This is a genomic window from Clostridium carboxidivorans P7 (assembly GCF_001038625.1).
Taxonomy (GTDB): Bacteria; Bacillota; Clostridia; order Clostridiales; family Clostridiaceae; genus Clostridium_AM; species Clostridium_AM carboxidivorans.
In genome coordinates this window covers 3,283,667-3,304,644 of record NZ_CP011803.1, presented here as the reverse complement: position 1 = coordinate 3,304,644, position 20,978 = coordinate 3,283,667, and the positions used below count along the sequence as shown (strand labels likewise).

The 20,978-nt window shown below is 29.7% G+C and carries 16 protein-coding genes; 15 read left to right on the top strand and 1 reads right to left on the bottom strand.

Annotation, left to right across the window (positions count from 1 at the left end; translation table 11 throughout):
• Positions 1 to 241 precede the first annotated feature (241 nt).
• Entirely contained in the window at positions 242 to 1,699 is a 1,458-nt protein-coding gene (locus Ccar_RS14440; protein ID WP_007064838.1) for a hypothetical protein, read from the bottom strand.
• Positions 1,700 to 2,248: 549 nt separating this feature from the next.
• Here Ccar_RS14440 and Ccar_RS14435 point away from each other — a divergent pair.
• From Ccar_RS14435 to tatA, 15 genes are all read left to right on the top strand, one after another.
• Positions 2,249 to 3,292, top strand: coding sequence for an aldose 1-epimerase (locus Ccar_RS14435; protein WP_416101027.1), 1,044 nt, complete (start codon positions 2,249 to 2,251; stop codon positions 3,290 to 3,292).
• Between the two features lie 170 nt (positions 3,293 to 3,462).
• Positions 3,463 to 4,863 (top strand): glucuronate isomerase, encoded by a 1,401-nt coding sequence (gene uxaC, locus Ccar_RS14430; protein WP_007062125.1) that lies wholly within the window; start codon positions 3,463 to 3,465, stop codon positions 4,861 to 4,863.
• 117 nt (positions 4,864 to 4,980) lie between these two features.
• On the top strand, positions 4,981 to 6,354 hold the full coding sequence (locus tag Ccar_RS14425; RefSeq protein ID WP_007062126.1) for a glycoside-pentoside-hexuronide (GPH):cation symporter: 1,374 nt from the start codon (positions 4,981 to 4,983) through the stop codon (positions 6,352 to 6,354).
• 130 nt (positions 6,355 to 6,484) lie between these two features.
• Positions 6,485 to 8,200, top strand: a complete 1,716-nt coding sequence (locus Ccar_RS14420; protein WP_007062127.1) for a methyl-accepting chemotaxis protein — start codon at positions 6,485 to 6,487, stop codon at positions 8,198 to 8,200.
• A 112-nt stretch (positions 8,201 to 8,312) separates the two neighbouring features.
• Positions 8,313 to 9,323: a LacI family DNA-binding transcriptional regulator gene (locus Ccar_RS14415; RefSeq protein WP_007062128.1), complete on the top strand. Its 1,011-nt coding sequence runs from the start codon at positions 8,313 to 8,315 to the stop codon at positions 9,321 to 9,323.
• 536 nt (positions 9,324 to 9,859) lie between these two features.
• Positions 9,860 to 10,642, top strand: coding sequence for a 2-dehydro-3-deoxy-D-gluconate 5-dehydrogenase KduD (gene kduD / locus Ccar_RS14410; protein WP_007062129.1), 783 nt, complete (start codon positions 9,860 to 9,862; stop codon positions 10,640 to 10,642).
• Between the two features lie 239 nt (positions 10,643 to 10,881).
• Positions 10,882 to 12,330 carry a tagaturonate reductase gene (locus tag Ccar_RS14405; RefSeq protein ID WP_007062130.1) on the top strand — a complete coding sequence of 483 codons (1,449 nt, stop codon included), beginning with the start codon at positions 10,882 to 10,884 and terminating at the stop codon, positions 12,328 to 12,330.
• Positions 12,331 to 12,348: 18 nt separating this feature from the next.
• The gene (locus Ccar_RS14400) at positions 12,349 to 13,836 is read left to right on the top strand and encodes a UxaA family hydrolase (protein WP_007062131.1); all 1,488 of its coding nucleotides are present in this window, start codon (positions 12,349 to 12,351) and stop codon (positions 13,834 to 13,836) included.
• A gap of 80 nt (positions 13,837 to 13,916) precedes the next feature.
• Positions 13,917 to 14,564, top strand: coding sequence for a bifunctional 2-keto-4-hydroxyglutarate aldolase/2-keto-3-deoxy-6-phosphogluconate aldolase (locus tag Ccar_RS14395; RefSeq protein ID WP_007062132.1), 648 nt, complete (start codon positions 13,917 to 13,919; stop codon positions 14,562 to 14,564).
• 20 nt (positions 14,565 to 14,584) lie between these two features.
• Positions 14,585 to 15,604, top strand: a complete 1,020-nt coding sequence (locus Ccar_RS14390; RefSeq protein WP_007062133.1) for a sugar kinase — start codon at positions 14,585 to 14,587, stop codon at positions 15,602 to 15,604.
• Positions 15,605 to 15,877: 273 nt separating this feature from the next.
• Positions 15,878 to 16,558 carry a TorD/DmsD family molecular chaperone gene (locus Ccar_RS14385; RefSeq protein WP_007062134.1) on the top strand — a complete coding sequence of 227 codons (681 nt, stop codon included), beginning with the start codon at positions 15,878 to 15,880 and terminating at the stop codon, positions 16,556 to 16,558.
• 20 nt (positions 16,559 to 16,578) lie between these two features.
• Positions 16,579 to 19,158 carry a molybdopterin-dependent oxidoreductase gene (locus tag Ccar_RS14380; RefSeq protein WP_007062135.1) on the top strand — a complete coding sequence of 860 codons (2,580 nt, stop codon included), beginning with the start codon at positions 16,579 to 16,581 and terminating at the stop codon, positions 19,156 to 19,158.
• A 33-nt stretch (positions 19,159 to 19,191) separates the two neighbouring features.
• Positions 19,192 to 19,743: a 4Fe-4S dicluster domain-containing protein gene (locus Ccar_RS14375; protein WP_007062136.1), complete on the top strand. Its 552-nt coding sequence runs from the start codon at positions 19,192 to 19,194 to the stop codon at positions 19,741 to 19,743.
• A gap of 28 nt (positions 19,744 to 19,771) precedes the next feature.
• Positions 19,772 to 20,755 (top strand): NADH-quinone oxidoreductase subunit I, encoded by a 984-nt coding sequence (locus tag Ccar_RS14370; protein ID WP_007062137.1) that lies wholly within the window; start codon positions 19,772 to 19,774, stop codon positions 20,753 to 20,755.
• A gap of 16 nt (positions 20,756 to 20,771) precedes the next feature.
• Positions 20,772 to 20,948 (top strand): twin-arginine translocase TatA/TatE family subunit, encoded by a 177-nt coding sequence (gene tatA / locus Ccar_RS14365; RefSeq protein ID WP_007062138.1) that lies wholly within the window; start codon positions 20,772 to 20,774, stop codon positions 20,946 to 20,948.
• The last annotated feature ends 30 nt before the right edge of the window (positions 20,949 to 20,978 follow it).

Here is a 20,978-nt window from a genome sequence, read left to right as displayed (position 1 = left end):
AGGACAGTGAAGGATGATTTTTCTCCACTGCGCTACGAAAAATCTTTAATTAAATTTTTAATGACTCGTTTCGCTAAAGCGAAACATTGCTGATTTATATAAATTTAAAGCTTCTTTTGTGTTAGCAAAAGAAGCTTTAAAAATAAATTAGTTTTCTGACGTAAGGAAGAAAACTCACCTTCATTGTCCTCTGTCCTCTTGAAAAAATTGTGTAGTACTGTACTTACTTTATGAGGATTAGTTATTTTGTATAATCCGTATAGTCTGGTTTAAACCATTTAATAGATATACTAGCTTTTTCAGTTTCATCTTTAGGGTTTATTTGCAAATCATCGCTGCTTATTTTATTTTTATTTAACAATAATACTGTATTTTCTGGGTCATCACAGTAGAAAGTAATTCCGCGTATATTATCAATGGTAGGAGTAAATTTCCCAAATATAGGATCATCTACAGAACTTATATTAATATAAGTTTTACCATCTTCAGTCAACTTGTTATACATTAGGTATTTATGAACATCAGCATAGTTTAGAAGTCTAGAAGTTTTGGCTACAAGTATCTTGTTATTAGTTTCATATTCCTTTAATAATTTTAAGGATTGAATATTTTCTGGTTTAAACAAATATTCTGTGTTGACACCAAAATGTTGAGCTACTATGCTGTACTGTTTATTATTTACAATGCTGTCCAGGTTATCCTTAGTAAGTTGACGATGAATATGTTCTGGAGTCCATGTCCAATCCATTTTGCCATCTACTAAATTATTTGTATATCTATAAAATCCCCAAACTTTTTGTCCATCTCTTAAAGATAGTTCATAAAGAGGATAACTATGTCCGAAATTAGAATCACTTAAAGAATTCCATACGTATTTAACACCATTTTGTATAGTTAAATCTGTATGGTAGTAAGATGAATTAGGGTTATCACCTTGTTGGTAACTCATAAAATTTGAAGTGTCATGAGCACCAAAATTTTGTTTATTGGATTTGTTACCATGGTTTATCCAAATTGTAGGTTTAAAACCTATGGAGTTTAAAGTATTCCAAGCATTTTCGGCTAACTTTCTATTAAAAAGGGTATTTTTTTCGCTTTTGGTTGAAAAGTCTCCAAAAGTATGAATAGAATCTATCCATCCTGAACCCATAAAATGAATCATTTCGTCAGCATTATGTTTTTCTGTTTTACTGGTTCCATTAAAAAATGTCATTATATGGTCTACTCCATGCCCCTCAGTATCAACTGTGGATTTCATATTATCACCCATATACATCCAAAATGAATCTCCGATATCTAAGCCTAAACCTTCACCATAAGGAGTTTTTTCCTTGGTGTTCAAAAACTTATGGTAAGTTTGAAATTCTTCTAAGGTAGCGTCATCTATGTCAGAGCATATAGAAAGCATAGATTTAAATGGATATGGAAATTTTCTTATATCTTTATTTTCAGAATCTTTAGTTTCAGTATTAGAGTTTAGTACACTTTCTGGTATACTATCTGCAGTTTTATTTTTTTCATGCTTAGTTTTTGCAGGGTTATTAGCTGATACTTTTATATTATTAGCTAGCTTTTTTGAATTGTAGAACTTAAATCCCCAAAAACAAGCAGCTAAAACTAGTAAAATAAAAAAAGTTGAGATTAGAAATTTAATTTTTCTAGCTTTTTTATATTTTTTTATTCTTGTTGGCCTTTTCATAAACATACATCCTTATAGTAATATTTGTTATAAAATCATTATAATTATTTTATTGTTAAATTAAGTAAAAGATGCTTGGAATACTACAGAGTGCTAGTCCACGTTAATAAATATGACAGGTAACATAAGCAGTAACCCAAAATCTATGATTTACTTAGTTTAATTTTTCTTAATTTAACTAGATTATTTATCAATGCTTATGCATCTTATTTGAATAGAGAATAGGAGTATTAGCAATGATGCTTATTGAACAAAACCATTATATAGCAAAGAATTAAATTTTACTAGTACTTGGACATTAAAATAAGGTTTTTTTAAGAATTGAATTATTTCTAAGTTTAATTAAGATTAATTACTAGCAAAAAGATTGAAATGCTATTGATAAATATTTAGAAAGTATTGTATAATGATAATACAATCATTGTTAACGTTAACAATAAGAGTTTGGGTGCATTAATTAGTACGCGTAAAGTATTATTTTAGTTATTGTTAACGATAACAATGGTCAGACGTAAAATTATTACTTATAATGTAAAAATAAATATGGAGATGATAAGTTTGATTAATAACAAAAATGAACATACCAGCATAAAAGAAGTTTTATGGAAAAATCACAAAGCTATTCGTTTCAGTGCAGGTGGATATGAAGCACTTATGGTACCAGAAGTAGGAGCAAATATAGTAGAATTAAAAAATGTTTTTAAGGGAGTAAGTATACTTAGAAGTCCCAATGATGATTTGGAATTTGAAAAATTTAGAGAAAGGCCTCAGGTATATGGATTACCATTATTATTTCCACCAAATAGAATACAAGATGGTAAATTTAAAGTGGACCATAAAGTATACCAGTTTCCTATAAATGAGCCTAAAAATCATAATTATATTCATGGATTTGTAAAAAATGATAAATGGGAAATAACAAGAAAAGAAATTATTTCTGGAGACCAAGTTGAAATAGAGGCTGTTTTTAATTTTGATAAGGAACATAGCTTTTATAAGTATTTACCTCATGAATTTCAATTTAAATTACTTTATAATCTTTCTAGTGAAGGACTAAAACAAACTACAAGTATTATTAATTTAAGTAGTGAAAAAATGCCAATAGGTATAGGATATCATACAGCTTTTAATGTACCTTTTAATCCAGAAAGTAAAGATGAAGATTATAGATTAATAGTATCCGTAGGCAAAAGATGGGTACAAGATGAAAGAAATTTACCAACAAAAGAAATATTGGATTTAACAGAAGAAGAAAATCAGTATGTTAATAAAGGTATAATACCATTAGGATGCAAAATAGAATCTCATTATACATTAGAAAATATAGAGGTTAATGGATCAGAATTTCGTGGCGCAATAATCGAAGATAGATCTAAAAATATGAGAGTAGTATATGAAATGGGTAAAGAATATAAACATATAGTTATATGGAATGATATGGGTGACAAGAATTATGTGTGTATAGAGCCTCAAACTTGTGTGATAAATGCACCTAATGTTAATTTAGATCAGAATATAACAGGATTTAAAACACTAGAGCCAAAGGACATTTGGAGTGAAACAGCAAGAATATATGTTAAGGATATAAAATAAATATTAGGCTTATATGGGACAAATTTATTTGAAAAATTTTTTATTTAAATATTTTTGCACACGTTAACAAAAAACTGTTGTAATTTTAAAAGAAAACGATTATAATAAGAATAAGTTAAATTGTTCACGTGAACAATAAGAAAAATAGTAGAAAAAGTAGGGTGATTATAGTGAAAAAATTTATGGACGAAAATTTTTTATTAGGCAATGATACTGCAGTGAATTTGTATCACAAATATGCAAAGGACATGCCTATAATAGATTACCATTGTCATTTAAATCCAAAAGAAATTTTTGAAAATAAAAAATTTAAAAACATAACTGAAGTTTGGCTTTATGGTGATCATTATAAGTGGAGAGCTATGAGAAGTAATGGTATAGATGAAAAATACATTACTGGAGATGGAACTGATTATGAAAAATTTATAGCATGGGCGAAAACGTTACCGATGGCTATAGGAAATCCTCTTTACCATTGGACACATCTAGAACTTCAAAGGTTTTTCGGAATATATGAAGTTTTAAATGAAAAAACTGCTCCTGAAATTTGGAAAAAGACAAATGAACTATTAAATGGAGAGGGATTTGGAGCAAGAGACTTAATTAAAAAATCAAATGTAAAGATTGTATGTACAACAGATGATCCAGTAGATTCTTTAGAATATCATTTAAAACTTAAAGAATGCAAGGATTTTGATGTGAAGGTTTTACCAGCTTTTAGACCTGATAAAGGAATTAACATAAATAAGCAAACTTTTGTACCATGGATTGAAAAACTAGGACAAGCATATGGTAAAGCTATAAATAGTTATGATGAATTTATAGAAGCATTAAAAAGCAGAATTGATTTCTTCCATTCAGTAGGATGTAGAGTATCAGATCATGCACTAGATAGTGTAGTGTATGCAGAAGGATCTAAAGAAGAAATTGAGAAAATTTTCTTAAAAGCACTTAAAGGTGAAGTATTAGCTGTAGAAGAAGTAAGCAAATATAAAACAGCTGTTTTAAAATTCTTAGGAAAAACTTATGCAAAATTAGGATGGACAATGCAATATCATATTGCAGCTATGAGAGATAATAATACTAAAATGTTTAATAAATTAGGTCCAGATACAGGATTTGATTCCATAAATGATGAAGGTATTGCTTATCCTCTTTCAAGGATTTTAGATGCCTTAGAAACTGAAGATTTACTTCCAAAAACAATATTATATACTTTAAATCCAAAGGATAACTTTGTTCTTGGAACTATGCTTGGAAATTTCCAAGGAACAACTGCTCCAGGAAAAATACAATTTGGATCAGCATGGTGGTTTAATGATCACAAAGATGGAATGATAGAACAGATGAAATCTTTAGCTAACCTTGGTCTATTAAGCCGTTTTGTAGGAATGCTGACTGATTCTAGAAGCTTTTTATCATATACAAGACATGAGTATTTTAGAAGAATACTTTGCAATTTAATAGGTGAATGGGTTGAAAATGGAGAATATCCAAATGACATAGAATTTTTGGGAAGTATTGTGCAGAATATATCTTATAATAATGCGAAAGAATATTTTGGAATGTAGAATTTTAATGAAAAATAGTTTAATCTTTACTGCGTTTATGGCGCAGTAAAGATTGAAAATAAATGTATACGATTTTAATGAATGTAAACGATATTATATAATAGGGGGAGTAGAAACATGGAGCAAAAAAAGGTTCAAGAAACTGGCAAAAAGTTAACCTTAAAAGAAAAAATATCTTATGGTTTTGGTGACTTTGGTAATGGATTTATGTTCGATTTAGGACAGGCGTATCTTTCTAAGTTCTTTACAGATGTATGTGGTATACCAGCAGCAGCAGCAAAAAATATTTTTGTATATACAAAGATATTTGATGCATTTATGGATCCTATAGCTGGATCAACCGTTGATGCAAAAAAACCAGGTAAACATGGTAAATTTAGACCAGTTATGATGGTTTCAAGCATAATTCTTGCTATACTAACAATTGTAACATTTTTGATGCCTGGTACTACAGTTACTAGTAAATTAGTATATGCATATGCTGCTTATATGGTATGGGGACTTATATATTCATTTACAAATGTTCCTTATGGATCTTTAGCATCTGTTATGACTCAAGATGTTGATGAAAGAAGTCAAATGGCAACCTACAGACAAACAGGATCTTTAGCAGCACAATTAATAACTGGTGTAGCATTTGTACCTATACTTATACATTTTTCAGATCCTAAAATAGGATATCCAGTAGCTGCTGCTATTATGGCTTTAATAGGTGTAATTTCCTTTTATATTTGTTTTAGAAATACTAAAGAGCACATTCAACCTAAAGCAAAAGTACAAGAAAAAACAACTGTGGGTGATTATGCTAGAGCAGTATTCACAAATAAACCGTTATTATGTTTAATTCTTATGACTTTATTTACAATATCTGCAATGAATGCAAATAATCAAATGATGATATATTATTGTCAATATGCTCTTGGAAATGTTAAACTTCAACCAGTTATAAACAGTATAATGATTGGATGTTCTATTTTAGGAATCGCAGCTATTCCTAAAATGGTTAAAATGTTTGGAAAAAAGAAAACTGCTATGATAGGTTTCGCAATTGGTATCATTGCTAATGGATTAAACTTTATATTACCAGCAAACTTTTATGTATTCACAATACTTGTAACTATAGGATATGCAGGACTTGCTATTCCAAATGGTGTTACTTGGGCTTTCGTTTCTGATGCTATTGATTATGGTGAATGGCATACAGGAAAGAGAAAAGAAGGTATAACTTATGCTGCATTTAACTTCTCAAGAAAAATAGCTCAATCTATAGCAGCTTATGTTACTTTAGGAGCTTTACAATTAACAGGATATGTAGCAAATGCACATCAAACTGCAAAAACATTATTAGGAATGAAAGCAGTAATGGCATTATATCCAGCTGTTGCATTAGCTATAGCGGCTGTTGTAATTGGGTTAATGTATAATTTATCAGATGATAAATACAGAGATATAGTAGCTGATTTACAAAATGGAAAATTTGAAAATAATTAATGTAACTTTCACTTAATACAACCCCGTTAATTTTACTAATGCAAGTATTTATGTTTTTAAAATATGAATACTTGCATTTTATTTATAGGTAAGTGTATTAAAAGCATATTTTGAAAGGAGGATTTAGTTTATGAAAATAAACTTTAATAGTTTTAAGAACATAAATATTACACAAGGGATAATAGTAATGTGGTTAGTATCTTTAATAACAACTATTGTTATTGGTGTAATAGGATATGTAAATACATCAAGAATGCATAACAATATAAATGATATGTATGTTAATATTATACCTAAACTAAAAGATTGGGGTGATGTTAATGGTGATATGGGGGTTTTAAGAAATACTCTAACTAAAATAATAGATAGACCATTTGAAGAACAAAATGAAAAGACAATGATTAGCTTAAATAATGACATAAGAACTATAATATCTAGAAATGAAATGTCGTCGAAGAATGATTCAGAAGAAAGACAATTGGTTTTGCAAATGAAACAAGCGTATGAGCATTATTATTCTTTTATACCAAAGATTATTGAACAAAGAAAGAATAACATAATACCAGATAAACAAATAACAAATGTAGCTATGGGTAGTTATGGAAATGATTTGGCTAAAAAGAATATCCAGCTAATTGATTACCAAAAGCAAAAGGCTAAAGAACAAAATGAAAAATCTAAAACCTTGTATTATAAAAATATGACTTTATTTATTATTATTTTTAGTATATCTATTTTAGTTTTAACTATAATATCAATTATTGTTATTTTTATAATTAAAAGTTCTATAAAAGAATTTATTGATAATTTATGCAGATTATCTGAAGGAAACTTTACAGTTAAGTTTAATACTAAACTTACTAATGAATTTGGTGTGATGAATAAAGCATTAGAAAAAACAGTTATATCTATTTCAAATACTATTTCTTTAATAAAAAAAGATTCTACAAATGTTACCAATCAATCTATATCACTTACAAATATATCAGAACAAATGCGTTGTTATATAGAAGAAGTTTCAGCTTCAATCAAAGAAGTAACAAAAGGGTCTTCAAATCAAGCTGAAGAACTTGTATTAATAAATTCAAATTTAAATTCATTTGGTGAAGAATTGGATGTAATAATGAAATCTATAAATGGAATTCATAACAATGCTAAAAATATTAGTGATAGGTCAAAAAAAAGTGATGTGGAATTAAGTAAACTTGCAAGTTCTATAAATGATATTGCAACATCTTATGATGAGGCAAGAGAAAGGATAAATGAACTGACCAGAAGTATTGAAAAAATTACAGAAATAATCAATTTAATTAATGACATAGCAGATCAAACAAATTTACTTGCTTTAAATGCATCTATTGAAGCATCTAGGGCTGGAGAAGCAGGAAGAGGATTTTCTGTGGTAGCAGATGAAATTAGAAAATTAGCAGAACAGTCAAGAAGTTCATCAAGGGATATAAGCAACTTATTAAATACTATCGAAGGTGAAGCTAGTTTAGTTACTGAAACTACTAATAATGCTAATAATGAGCTTATAGAACAACTTACAGTAATAAGTAGTAATATAGTTTCTTTTAGGGAAATAATAACTTCCATAGAAAGTATACTACCTCAAATTCAAGAAATGAACAAATCTATAGTACAAATTAGCAGTAGAAAGGATCATATTATATCAAGTGTTGAAAATTCATCTTTAGTAGCGGAAGAAAATTCACAGGCATCTCAAGAAATTTCTTCTTCAACAGAAAAAATGACTATGTCATCTGATGAAGTTGCAAAAGCAGCAATATTGTTAAAAGATATGATGAAGAAAATTTTACAACAAGTTGAAAAGTTTACTGTATAAAGGTATATAATGTTTAAAGGACTATATTTTATTATATATAGTTTAGTTATACAAAATATGATATTATCATAAAGAAAAATGTATATTTGTTTTCAAAAGAAAGGTGGAACTAATGAGCGTAACAATAAAAGACATAGCAAAATTAGCAAATGTATCACATACAACAGTTTCAAGAGCACTTAATAATAGTCCTTTAATAAATGAAGAAACAAAAAGTAAAATAAAAGCTATAGCAGAACAGCTTAATTATGTACCTAATTATATTGCAAAGAGCTTAGTATTAGATAAATCTTATACCATAGGGTTATTTTTTTCCAGCATAAGTAGAGGTACATCTTCAGGATTTTTCTTTGAAACAGTAACAGGAGTAAATAGCGCTATAGAAGAAAATTATAATTTAGTTGTAAGAGGAATTGATAATTACAAGGATTTTACAGCCATTAATAAAAAGAGATTTGATGGAATTGTCTTGATGAGTCAAAGTGACAATGATAATTACTTTGTTTATGATGTAATGCAGAAGGGTATTCCATTAGTTGTTTTAAATAGAGAATTAGAAGAAGAAGCCTTAATAAATATAGTATCTGATGACAAGGAAGGTACTTTTAAAGCTGTAGAACACTTGATAAAAAATGGACATAGAGATATAGCTATAATAGAAGGAAAAAAGGAGTTTAAATCCACTCAAAACAGAAAAGATGGATTTATGGAAGCTTTGATTCACTATAATGTACCAGTACGCAGTGAATATATGATTAAAGGAAATTTTGATATGAAAAGTGGATATGATGCTACGAAAAAACTTATGAATTTAGATAAAGTTCCTACAGCAGTTTTTTGTTCTAATGACGATATGGCCATAGGTGCTATAAAAGCAGCTTTTGATAGTGGTCTTAGTGTACCAAAAGACATTTCAATAGTAGGATTTGATGATATAGCAGTTTCAGAATATTCTACGCCATCACTTACAACTGTAAAAAGACCTATAGAAGATATAAGTATAATGGGTGGAAAGAAGATAATTGATATAATAAATGGAGAAAGCTATAAAGGTGAAAAAATATTCCTTAAGACAAAACTTGTAATAAGAGATTCTGTTCTTAAACTAAATGAGAATAGTTAATATGATATTTAGCATAATGAAATTTTGATGTGATTATTTTTTAGTTAATAATTACGTCAAAATTTTTTTATGCGCAAATTTTCTATTGAAAAACAAAACTTAATTTTATATAATAGAAGTGGGTTCACAATATGAAATCACTTTTCGTATTATGAAACAAATGCTTATGTGTACAATGCGTGTACAAAATCTAGGCTTAATATAAGTACATTGCGACACAACTTTTTAGAGGACAATTGACAGAGGACAGAGGACAGAGGACAGAGGACAATGAAGGTGAGTTTTCCTCCTTCCGTCAGAAAACTAATTTATTTTTAAGCTTGTTTTGCTAATGCAAAACATTGCTTAAGTAGGCAGCTAAAATCTAAGGATGTTCCTGATAATTTGTTACTCAGAGAGTACTTCTGAGTAACAAAAAAACGTGAGTTTCTTTTAAATTAAAGATTTTTCGTAGTGAAGCGGAGAAAAATCATCCTTCACTGTCCTCTGTCCTCTCAAAAAAAGTTTCAATGCAGTTAATAGAAGGGAAGTATAATATGAGTACAGAATTAAAAAATTTTTCAATGGATTTTTTTAAATTGGATGGAAAAGTAGCAATTGTTACAGGAGGAAATACAGGACTTGGACAAGGATATGCAGTAGCTTTAGCAAAGGCTGGAGCAGATTTGCTTATATCAACTCATGGTACAAATTGGGAAGAAACAAGAGAATTAATTAAAGAAACAGGAAGAAAAGTAGAGTTTGTTCAAGCTGATTTAACAAAAAAAGAAGATAGAGAAAAAGTAGTGAAAAGATGTATGGAGGTCTATGGAAAAATAGATATACTTGTAAATAATGCAGGCACAATAAGAAGAACTCCATTACTTGAGTATAAGGATGAAGATTGGCAAGCAGTTATGGATATAAATTTAAATGCTCTTTACTACTTGAGTAAGGATGTAGCTAATATTATGGTAAATCAGGAAGCAGGAAAAATAATTAACGTAGCATCAATGCTTTCTTTCCAGGGAGGAAAATTTGTTCCACCATATACAGCAAGCAAGCATGCAGTAGCAGGAATAACAAAGGCTTTTGCTAACGAATTAGCTTGTCATAACATACAAATAAATGGAATAGCACCAGGGTATATAGAAACAGCTAACACTGCACCAATAAGAGCTGATAAGAATAGAAATAATGAAATATTGTCAAGGATACCAGCAGCTAAATGGGGACAACCATTTGATTTGATGGGAGCAATAGTGTTTTTAGCAAGCAGAGCGTCAGATTATGTAAATGGGCATATTTTAGCCGTAGATGGTGGATGGTTAGTTAGATAAAATTTATTTGAGATAAGTTTTATTATAATTTGTTTTAATTTGAGCTCAAATCATACTGGTAGAAGGGAAAATTAAATCAAAATATTTATAAAAAAATCTCTCCTAAACCTATTGTTAACGTGTGCAAAAGATAGTATAATAAAATAAAGAAATAAACAAATATGAAATTTATATATGACTTAGTGTTGAAAATTAAATTTGATTGCACACGTGAACAATAATCATTAGGAGGATTAATTATGAAACTAAATAAAGAAATTTATAAAGAGTACAAAAAATATCCAGAAAAGGTTTTACAATTTGGAGAAGGTAATTTTCTAAGAGCTTTTGTTGATTGGCAAGTTGACAAAATGAATAGAGAAGCAGATTTTAATGGAAGTGTAGTAGTAATTCCACCTACTAAGAATGGAAAAGTTGATAAATTAAATGAACAAGATGGCTTGTTTAACTTATATTTGCAAGGAATAAAAGAAGGAAAAGCTGTTAAAGAACATTTTGTAATAAATAGTATAAGTAGAGGAATTAACTGTTATGAACAATATGATGAATATTTAAAAGTGGCAGAACAACCTGAAATAAGATTTATATTTTCAAATACTACTGAAGCAGGAATTACATTTGATGAAAACGATAAACTAGAGGATAAGCCACAAAACAGTTACCCTGGAAAATTAACTGCGTTTTTATATCATAGATTTAAGGCTTTTAAAGGAGAAAAGGATAAAGGGGTAATAGTAATTCCTTGTGAGCTTATAGATAGAAATGGTGAAAAGCTTAAAAGTATAATTTTGAAGTATGCAGAGCTTTGGCAGCTAGAGGAACAATTTTCAAGTTGGTTAAATGAGGCTAATACATTTTGCTGCAGCCTTGTAGATAGAATAGTTCCAGGATATCCAAAGGACACAATTGAAGAAGTAACAAAAGAATTAGGTTATGAAGATAGTCTTGTAGATGTTAGTGAACAATTTCACTTATGGGTAATTGAAGGACCTGAATGGATAAAAAATGAGTTTCCAGCAGATAAAGCAGGGTTAAATGTTAAATTTGTTGAAGACATGACTCCTTATAGGACAAGAAAGGTTAGAATTTTAAATGGAGCACATACATCCTTGGTACCAGTGGCATACCTTTATGGTTTAGAAACTGTAGGACAAGCAGTTGAACATGAGGTTATTGGAAGATATGTAAATAAAACTGTGTATGATGAAATAATACCGACATTGGATTTGCCAGAAGAAGAATTAAAATACTTTGCAGGTGCAGTACTTGAAAGATTTGCTAATCCTTTCGTAAAACATTATTTAATGAGTATAGCACTAAATTCAATGTCAAAATTTGAAACAAGAGATTTACCATCCTTAATAGAGTATGTAAATAGAAAAGGAAAACTTCCTAAAAAACTATGTTTCTCACTGGCTGCATTAATAGAATTCTATAAAGGTAAAAGAGGAGAAGAGAATATAGAACTAGCAGATAATGAAGATATTTTAAATTTATATAAATCCTTATGGGAAAATTATGATGGAACTGAAGCAGGATTAAAGAATATAGTAAGTACAGTTTTATCATATGAAAAGAATTGGAAAATGAATTTAAATGCAATTGAAGGATTAACAGACACAGTAACTAACTACTTATCAAAAATTGAAAAGCTAGGAATTAAGGAAGCAATTAAAGAAGTTATGTAGAAAGTGAGAGGTAATGTCATGAAAAACGTTATTAAAATAAATGAAAATGATAATGTAGTTGTGGCTTTAACAGATTTAGAAAAAGGTGAAATTGTAGAAATAGATAATGAAAAAATTAGTATTAAAGAAGCTGTTAAGAGAGGTCATAAGATAGCTGTAAGAAAAATTAAATTGAATGAAAATATAATCAAATATGGATTTCCTATAGGCCATGCAATTTGTGATGTATCAGAGGGTGAATGGGTTCATACACATAATGCAAAAACCAATTTAGATGGTATAAAAGATTATAATTTTAATCAAAGGCTTATTAAGAATGTATTTGAGAATAAGGGATTAACTTTTAAAGGATATAAAAGAAACAATGGAGATGTAGGTATAAGAAATGAACTATGGATAGTGCCTACAGTTGGATGTATAAATGGCATAGCAGATAAAGTTATAGAAAAATTTAAAGTTGAATTAGGTAATTTGAATATAGATAATACTTTAGTTCTAAAGCATAATTATGGATGCTCTCAACTTGGAGATGACCATAAAAATACTAGAACTATATTAATAGATGCAGTTAAACATCCTAATGCTGGTGGAGTATTGGTTATGGGGCTTGGATGTGAAAACAACAATATGGATGAATTTAGAAAGGCATTGGGAGAATATGATGAAAAAAGAGTAAAGTTCTTAGTTGCTCAAGAAGTTTCAGATGAAATAGAAGAAGGAGTCAAACTATTAAAAGAACTTTATGAAAATATGAAAGATGATAAAAGAGAAGAAGTGTCCTTATCTGAACTTAAAATAGGACTTAAATGTGGTGGCTCAGATGGATTTTCAGGAATAACTGCAAATCCTCTTGTAGGAAAGTTTTCAGATTGGTTGATAGCACAAGGTGGAACCACAATTTTAACAGAAGTTCCAGAAATGTTTGGAGCAGAAACACTATTAATGGATAGGACTGAAAACAAAGGGGTATTTGATAAAACTGTTCATCTAATTAATGATTTTAAAGAGTATTTTATGAATTATAATCAACCAGTATATGAAAATCCTTCACCAGGAAATAAAGCTGGAGGAATAACAACACTTGAAGATAAGTCCTTAGGATGTACACAAAAGGCAGGTACAGAAACAGTAGTGGATGTGCTTAAATATGGAGAAACTTTGAAAACAAAAGGATTAAACCTTTTGAGTGCTCCAGGAAATGATTTAGTAGCAGCATCTGCATTAGCATCAGCAGGATGTCAAATGGTTTTGTTTACAACAGGAAGGGGAACTCCTTTTGGAAGCTTTGTTCCTACTATGAAAATATCAACTAATTCACAACTTTATAAATTAAAACCTCATTGGATTGATTTTAATGCGGGAACTTTGGTAGAAGATAAAACTTTAGACAGCTTATTAGAGGAATTTATTGAATATATAATTAAAGTTGCTAGTGGTGAATTGGTAAATAATGAAAAGAATGAATTTAGAGAAATAGCTATATTTAAAAATGGAGTGACACTATAGTAATTTTTTAATTATAAATTTGAATTTACATTTTGACTAAACTTTAGAAATAAAAAATAGATTAATAGGAGGAATTCATAATGATAGAAAAGTTAGAAACTCTAAGAAAAATCACTGAAGTAGGTGTAGTTGCAGTAGTTAGAGCTGAAAATGCTGAAAAAGCAGAAAAAATTTCAAAAGCATGTATAGAAGGTGGAATACCAGCAATAGAAGTAACATTTACTGTTCCAGGAGCAGATAAAGTAATAACTTCATTAAAAGAAAAATTTACAGAGGATGAATTAATAGTAGGAGCAGGAACAGTGCTTGACAGTGAAACAGCGAGAATAGCTATACTTGCAGGCGCAAAATATATAGTAAGTCCAGGATTTGATTTGGAAACAGCTAAACTATGTAATAGATATCAAATACCTTATATGCCAGGATGTATGACAATTACTGAAATAATTGGAGCAATGGAAGCTGGAGCATCTGTTATTAAAGTATTCCCAGGAAGCGCTTTTGGTCCAAGCATAGTAAAAGACTTTAAAGCACCTCTTCCACAAGCACCTATTATGCCAACAGGCGGTGTAAGCTTGGAAAATGTAGATCAATGGATAAAAAATGGATGTATTGCAGTAGGAGTAGGTGGAAAATTAACTGCTGGTGCAAACACTGGTAATTATGATGAAGTAACTAGAGTTGCAAAACTTTTTGTAGAAAAAGTAAAAGAAGCTAGAAGTAAATAGTTAAGGAGGATAACTTAGATATGAAAAAAGTAGTGACTATGGGAGAAATATTGCTAAGATTATCCACACCAGGATATGAAAGATTTACTCAAGCACAATCCTTTGACATAGTTTATGGTGGTGCTGAAGCCAATGTAGCTATATCTTTAGCAAATTGGGGAATAAATTCATGCTTTGTCACTGAACTGCCTGATAACCCAATAGGACAAAGTGCTATAAACAACTTAAAAAAGTATGGTGTTAATACAGAATACATTCATAGAGGTGGAGAAAGAATAGGTATTTACTTCTTTGAAAAAGGAAATTCTGTAAGGCCATCTAAGGTTGTATATGATAGAGCTAATTCAGCTATTACAAAGGTAAATGTTGATGATTTTGATTTTGATGAAATATTTAAAGATGCAGATTGGTTTCATATTTCAGGAATAACTCCAGCTTTAGGAGAAAATTGCATAAGACTTGCAAAAAAAGCTGTAGAAGCAGCTAAAGCACATAAAGTTCCAGTAAGTATAGATTTAAATTATAGAAAGCAGCTTTGGGGCATTGAAGAATTTGAAAGGGTAATGCCAGGACTATTAGAAGGTGTAGATGTTTGCTTTGGATGGCTAAGTAGTGTAGAAGGAAAACAAAGTGAATATAAGGTAGCTGATTTTTCAAAGGAAGAATTAGATGAGGAAAGATTTAAATCCATATTTGGAAAGATGATAGAAAAATTCAATATAAAATATGTAGTGTCTACACTAAGAGAGAATTTTTCAGCTTCGCACAATGCTCTTTCAGCTATAATTTATGATGGAAATGAGCTTTATAGATCAAAAAGATATGATTTTACTATACAGGATAGAGTAGGTGGTGGAGATGCTTTTGCTTCTGGATTGATATATGGATTAGTGCAGGGGAAAAGTCATAAAGAAGCCTTAGAGTTTGGAGTAGCAGCTTCAGTATTAAAACACACAATAGATGGAGATGCAAATGTCGTTACAGAAAATGAAGTATTAGAGCTTGCAGCAGGAAATGCATCTGGTAGTGTACAAAGATAGTGAGTTTTTATTTCAGTGAAATTTAAAATATAAAAAATGGTTTATATAAAGGAGTAAGTACCTTAGGGTATTTACTCTTTTATTTTGTCATGCCTTAATATAGAACATATTTTAAAATACTATATGCAAGTGTTTTATTAATAAATTTTACTTATAGATAAAGTTTATTTATTTTAAAAATTAATAAACCTTTTGTCGTAATATGAGATTATGGTAATATTAACAGGAAGAAAAATAGGATAAAATACATATTTTTATACTAGGAGGATTATTTTGGATAAAAATGAAGAATTAAAATTTCTGCTTGAAATCAGGTTATTTTATTATAGCTTTTTAAAGAGTATATTTTTATCAGAACCTACAAAGGAATTATTAAAGTTAATTTTACAAGATGATATGATTGATAAAATGCCCTTTAAAGAAGAAAGTGAATTAATAAAAGAAGGTTATGAGGAAATAGCGGACTTTTTTTCAAATAAAGATGTACTAAGCGATGAAAGTTTTGAAGAATTACATTGGGATTATACAAGAATGTTTATTGGGCCATATAAGTTACCAGCACCACCATGGGAATCGGCATATTTAAATGATGAAAGGCTTTTATTTCAAAAGGAAACAATGGAAGTTAGGGATATGTATGTTAAATATTCATTCATTTCTGAAAATTATTTATATGAACCAGATGATCACATAGGTTTGGAATTAGATTTTATGAGTAAGTTAATTGAATTGTCTATAGAAGCTTATGAAAAATCGGATGAGGAAAAGTTTTTAAAAGTTATAAAAGATGAAGAGTTTTTTCTTAGTAATCACCTTTTAAAGTGGTGTAATGGTTTTAGTGAAGATATAATTAACAATTCAAATACTAATTTTTATAAAGGTATTGCAAAGGTTTTAAGTGGATACTTAGAATTTGATTGTGAAATGGTAAAAGGAATAATAAAGAATTTATAAAACTTTAGGGGTGAATATTCATGGAAAATTTTATTGAGAAAATTTTAAATTACAAAGTTAATAGACGTAGTTTTTTAAAATGGACTGCAGCTGCATCAGCATCGTTAATGTTAACTTCCTGTAGTAATAAGCTTAAGGTCATAAGTAAAGAAGAGAGAGAATCTTTAATGAAGAAGAAAGGAAAGTGGATAACAGCACCTTGCTGGCATAACTGTGGAGGAAGATGTTTAATAAAAGCTTATGTGGTTGATGGTGTAGTGTTAAGAACAAAGACTGATGATACCCATACAGATAGTTATGATAATCCACAGCAGAGAGCTTGTGCTCGAGGAAGGTCACAGATAAAACAAGTTTTAGGAGCAGATAGGTTAAAGTATCCAATGAAAAGAAAACATTGGGTTCCTGGTGGAGGAGATAAGGAACTTAGAGGTAAAGATCAGTGGGTTAGAATTTCTTGGAATGAAGCACTTTATATTGTTTCCAGTGAATTAGAAAGAATAAAAACTAAATATGGAAACAAAGCTATATATTCCAATAATGGTGCGGATGGTACTGGAGGAGAAAATCAGAGAATGCTATCACTATATGGTGGCTCTGTTGAAATGTTTGGAAGTAGATCAAGAGGAGCTTGGGCAAAAGCTATGGAACCAATATTAGGAGTAAATCAAAAAAGTCATATAATGAATGACAGAATGGATTTGCTTAATGCAAAGTTAATAGTTTTATGGGGAAATAATCCTGCTTGGAATACATCAAGTTCAGCATTAAGAAATTTAATTAGAGCTAAGGAAAAAGGCATAAAGTTTATTTGTATAGATCCTATTTATTCTACTACTATATCCCTTTTAGCTGATGAATACATACCTATAAGACCGGCAACAGATACTACTATGCTTCTTGCAATAGCATATGTATTGATTACTAATGATTCACCATTTAATCCTCTAATAGATTGGGATTTTTTAAATAGGTGTACTGTTGGATTTGATGCTGAACATATGCCTAAAGATGTTGATCCAAAAGAAAATTTTAAAGACTATATTTTAGGTACATATGATGGACAACCTAAGAACCCAAAATGGGCTTCAGAAATATGCGGAATTCCAGAAGATAAGATAATTTCCTTTGCACTAGAATTGGGAAAAACTAAACCGGCTACAGTTTTATTTGGATGGAATATGGCAAGAGTTGAAAAAGGTCAGCACGTATGTTTAGCTCAAGCTACTGTAGGAGCAATGACTGGAAACATGGGTATAAAAGGAGGATGTTTCAGTGTTAGCTGCCAGGAACCTGCTGGTAATGGAGGTCCAAATCTCATTAAACCAGGAGAAGATGGATTAAAAGAAATAAAAAATCCTTTGGAAAAAATTAAATTATGTAAAAGTGAACACTGGAATGCTATATTAACAGGCAAATATACTGCTGGAAAAAATAAGAAAGGCAATATAGATATAAGATTTATATATCATAGCCATAGTTCAACGTTAAATCAATCAAATAATATAAATAAAGGTATTAAAGCACATAGAAAAGTGGATTTTGTTTTAACTAATCAGTATGTTTTAAATCCAGATGCAGCCTATTCAGATGTAGTTTTACCAGCTACTACAGAATGGGAAAGATATGGAACTGTGTTAACTGGAAACAGAGAAATATTAATATGGGCAAGTCAGGTTATCAAACCATTATTTGAGGCAAAAGATGACATGTGGATTGCAAAAGAAATTGGTAAAAGGTTAGGTATTTCACCACAAAAAATAGAACCTATTGATTTAAAGCAAAGAGTATTTAACAAGGTAGCTGGAGCTAAAGTTATGAAAGAAGATGGTTCAACCTATGAGAATCTAGTTACTATAACACAAAATGATATAAGCTCTTTAGGAGTTCAAGGGAAACCTCAAAAGGGAATAATAGGAATAATGGAATTTAAGGAAAATGGAATTTATCAGGTTAAAAGAAAACAAAATGATAAATACGTTTATATCCACAATAAAAAATTCAGAGAAAATCCTGAAAAAAATCCTCTCAAAACCAAGAGTGGAAAGATTGAATTACACTGTAAAACTTTAGCTGATATTGTTACAAAAGCAGGCTGGAATAAGGGAAATCCTATAGCTAAATATGAAGCACCAACAGAAGGATATGAAGCTACTTTTAGTGATTGGAAGAATAAAATTAAAGGCAAGTACCCTTTGCAGTTTTGCAGTGTTCATGGACAAAGACAAAGCCATTCAAACATGGGAAATGTTCCATGGCTTCGAGAAGCTTTTTTGTGTCATTTAACGATGAATACAGTAGATGCTAAAGAAAGAGGAATTTCTGATAATGATACAGTTAGAATTTTTAATGATCATGGTTCCATATTAAGAAAAGTTCATGTAACAGAACTTATAATGCCTGGAGTAGTGGCACTACCTCAAGGTTCCTGGTTAGAAATTGATAAGGATGGTAATTGTATGGCAGGATCTGTAAATATGTTAACAGGTGACTATCCTTCAGGTCCAGATATAGAATCATTCCAAGCATGTATAGTACAAGTAGAGAAACACAATAGTACAATTGAAGAAGATTATAAGTTTAAACAAAGGATAGTTTTATAAATATAAGAGCAAAGAAAGGAGGCAGAATGTATCATGGGACAAAAAGGATTCTTTTTTAACATGGAACTTTGTATAGCATGTAAGGCTTGTCAAATAGCTTGTAAAGATAAGAATGACTTGGATGTAGGAATACTTTTTAGAGAAGTTAAGGAATATGAAGGAGGCAAGTTTCCTAATCCGTGGTTGTATTTTATATCTATGGCATGTAATCATTGTGCTAATCCAGCTTGTGTAAAAGCTTGCCCTACAGGTGCTTGCAATAAGAGAAAAGAAGATGGCATAGTAGTAATCAATAAAGAGAAATGTGTGGGATGTAGAAAATGCGTAAAAGCATGTCCTTATGGTCAGCCCAAATATTTGGGAAGTGAAGTTAAAAAGTCTGGTAAATGTGATATGTGCATTGATTTACTAGAAAAAGGAGAAGAACCAGCTTGTGTTTCAGCATGTGCCACAAGAGCATTACAAGCTGGAGAATTACAAGATTTAAAAAAGTATAATGGAGTTTCTGAGGTTAAAGGTTTACCGAGTTCAAAAATTACTAACCCATCACTAGTAATAAAACCTAAGAAATGTGCATTAAAATAATGTTTAGACATGTAAGGTGAGATTTTAGATGATTATTGAATATCTTGTTAAGAAGTTATCTGTAAATAATGATGCAAGAATAGATAAAAAACACTGTATTTATTACAGAAATAGATTTAAAAGATGTGTTGTATGTATGGAAGTTTGCAAATATGAGGCTATAACTTCTTCAGAGGATGAAATAAAAATTGATAATGAGAAATGTAAAAAGTGTGGTTTATGTAAAGCACAATGTCCAAGCCAAGCTGTAACTATTGACAATTTTGGTGAAATAGATTTATTAAAAAAAAGTGAGAAAAATTGTAGTTTATGTGTTGGATGTGAAAAAAACTTAAATTCTGTTGATTTTTCTTTTAAATGTTTGAATGGAATACATATAGAATATTTAATAGCTTTTTTAATTCTGAATAAGGATCATGAAATAGCTTTCAAGCTAAACCATTGTAAAGATTGTGACTTAAATTCAAGTGATAATATAGAAGAGAAAATTAAGTTAAGTATTAATTTCTTAAAAAAGCTTAATATCAATGTTAAAGTTAAATGCATATATGAAGAAAGTCCAGACTGTGGTAAAGAAAGATTAATGACAAGAAGAGATTTTTTTAATTCCATAAAAGGAGAATCTACTAATATTTTTAAGGAATTTGTAGTTAGTACATTAGAAGAATACTATGGTAAAGAAGATTTTAATAATAGAAGTTTCTTACTAAATGTAATTAGCAAGTTGAAAAAAACATTTAATGAAGACGTAGATTTAGAAGGCAATATATTTAAAAACTTTAAGGTTAAATCAAATTGTGATGGCTGCGGATTGTGTGAAGGAATATGTCCTTATGATGCTTGGAAGATTACAGAAACAGAAGAGAGTTTTAAAATAGAATATAATTGTTCAAAATGCAGGGGCTGCAGGCTGTGTATTGATTTATGCAGTAATAATAGTATAGAAGAAGAAAAAGTAAAGCTGTCCTATATAAACAATGAGTATGTGGAAAAGCTTAAAAAGAAAAAGTGATTTATGGAGGAAAATTATGTTTGAAGGTATAGGAATGTCAGAATTAATTGTTATTTTAATAATAGCACTTATAGTATTTGGACCATCTAAGCTGCCTGAAATAGGTAAAAGTTTTGGAAAAGCAGTAAGTGAATTTAAAAATCATGCTAATCGCATATCAGAAGATATTGATAAAGAAGAACACAAAAAATAGGTATATGAAAATTATATAAGATGTAATTTA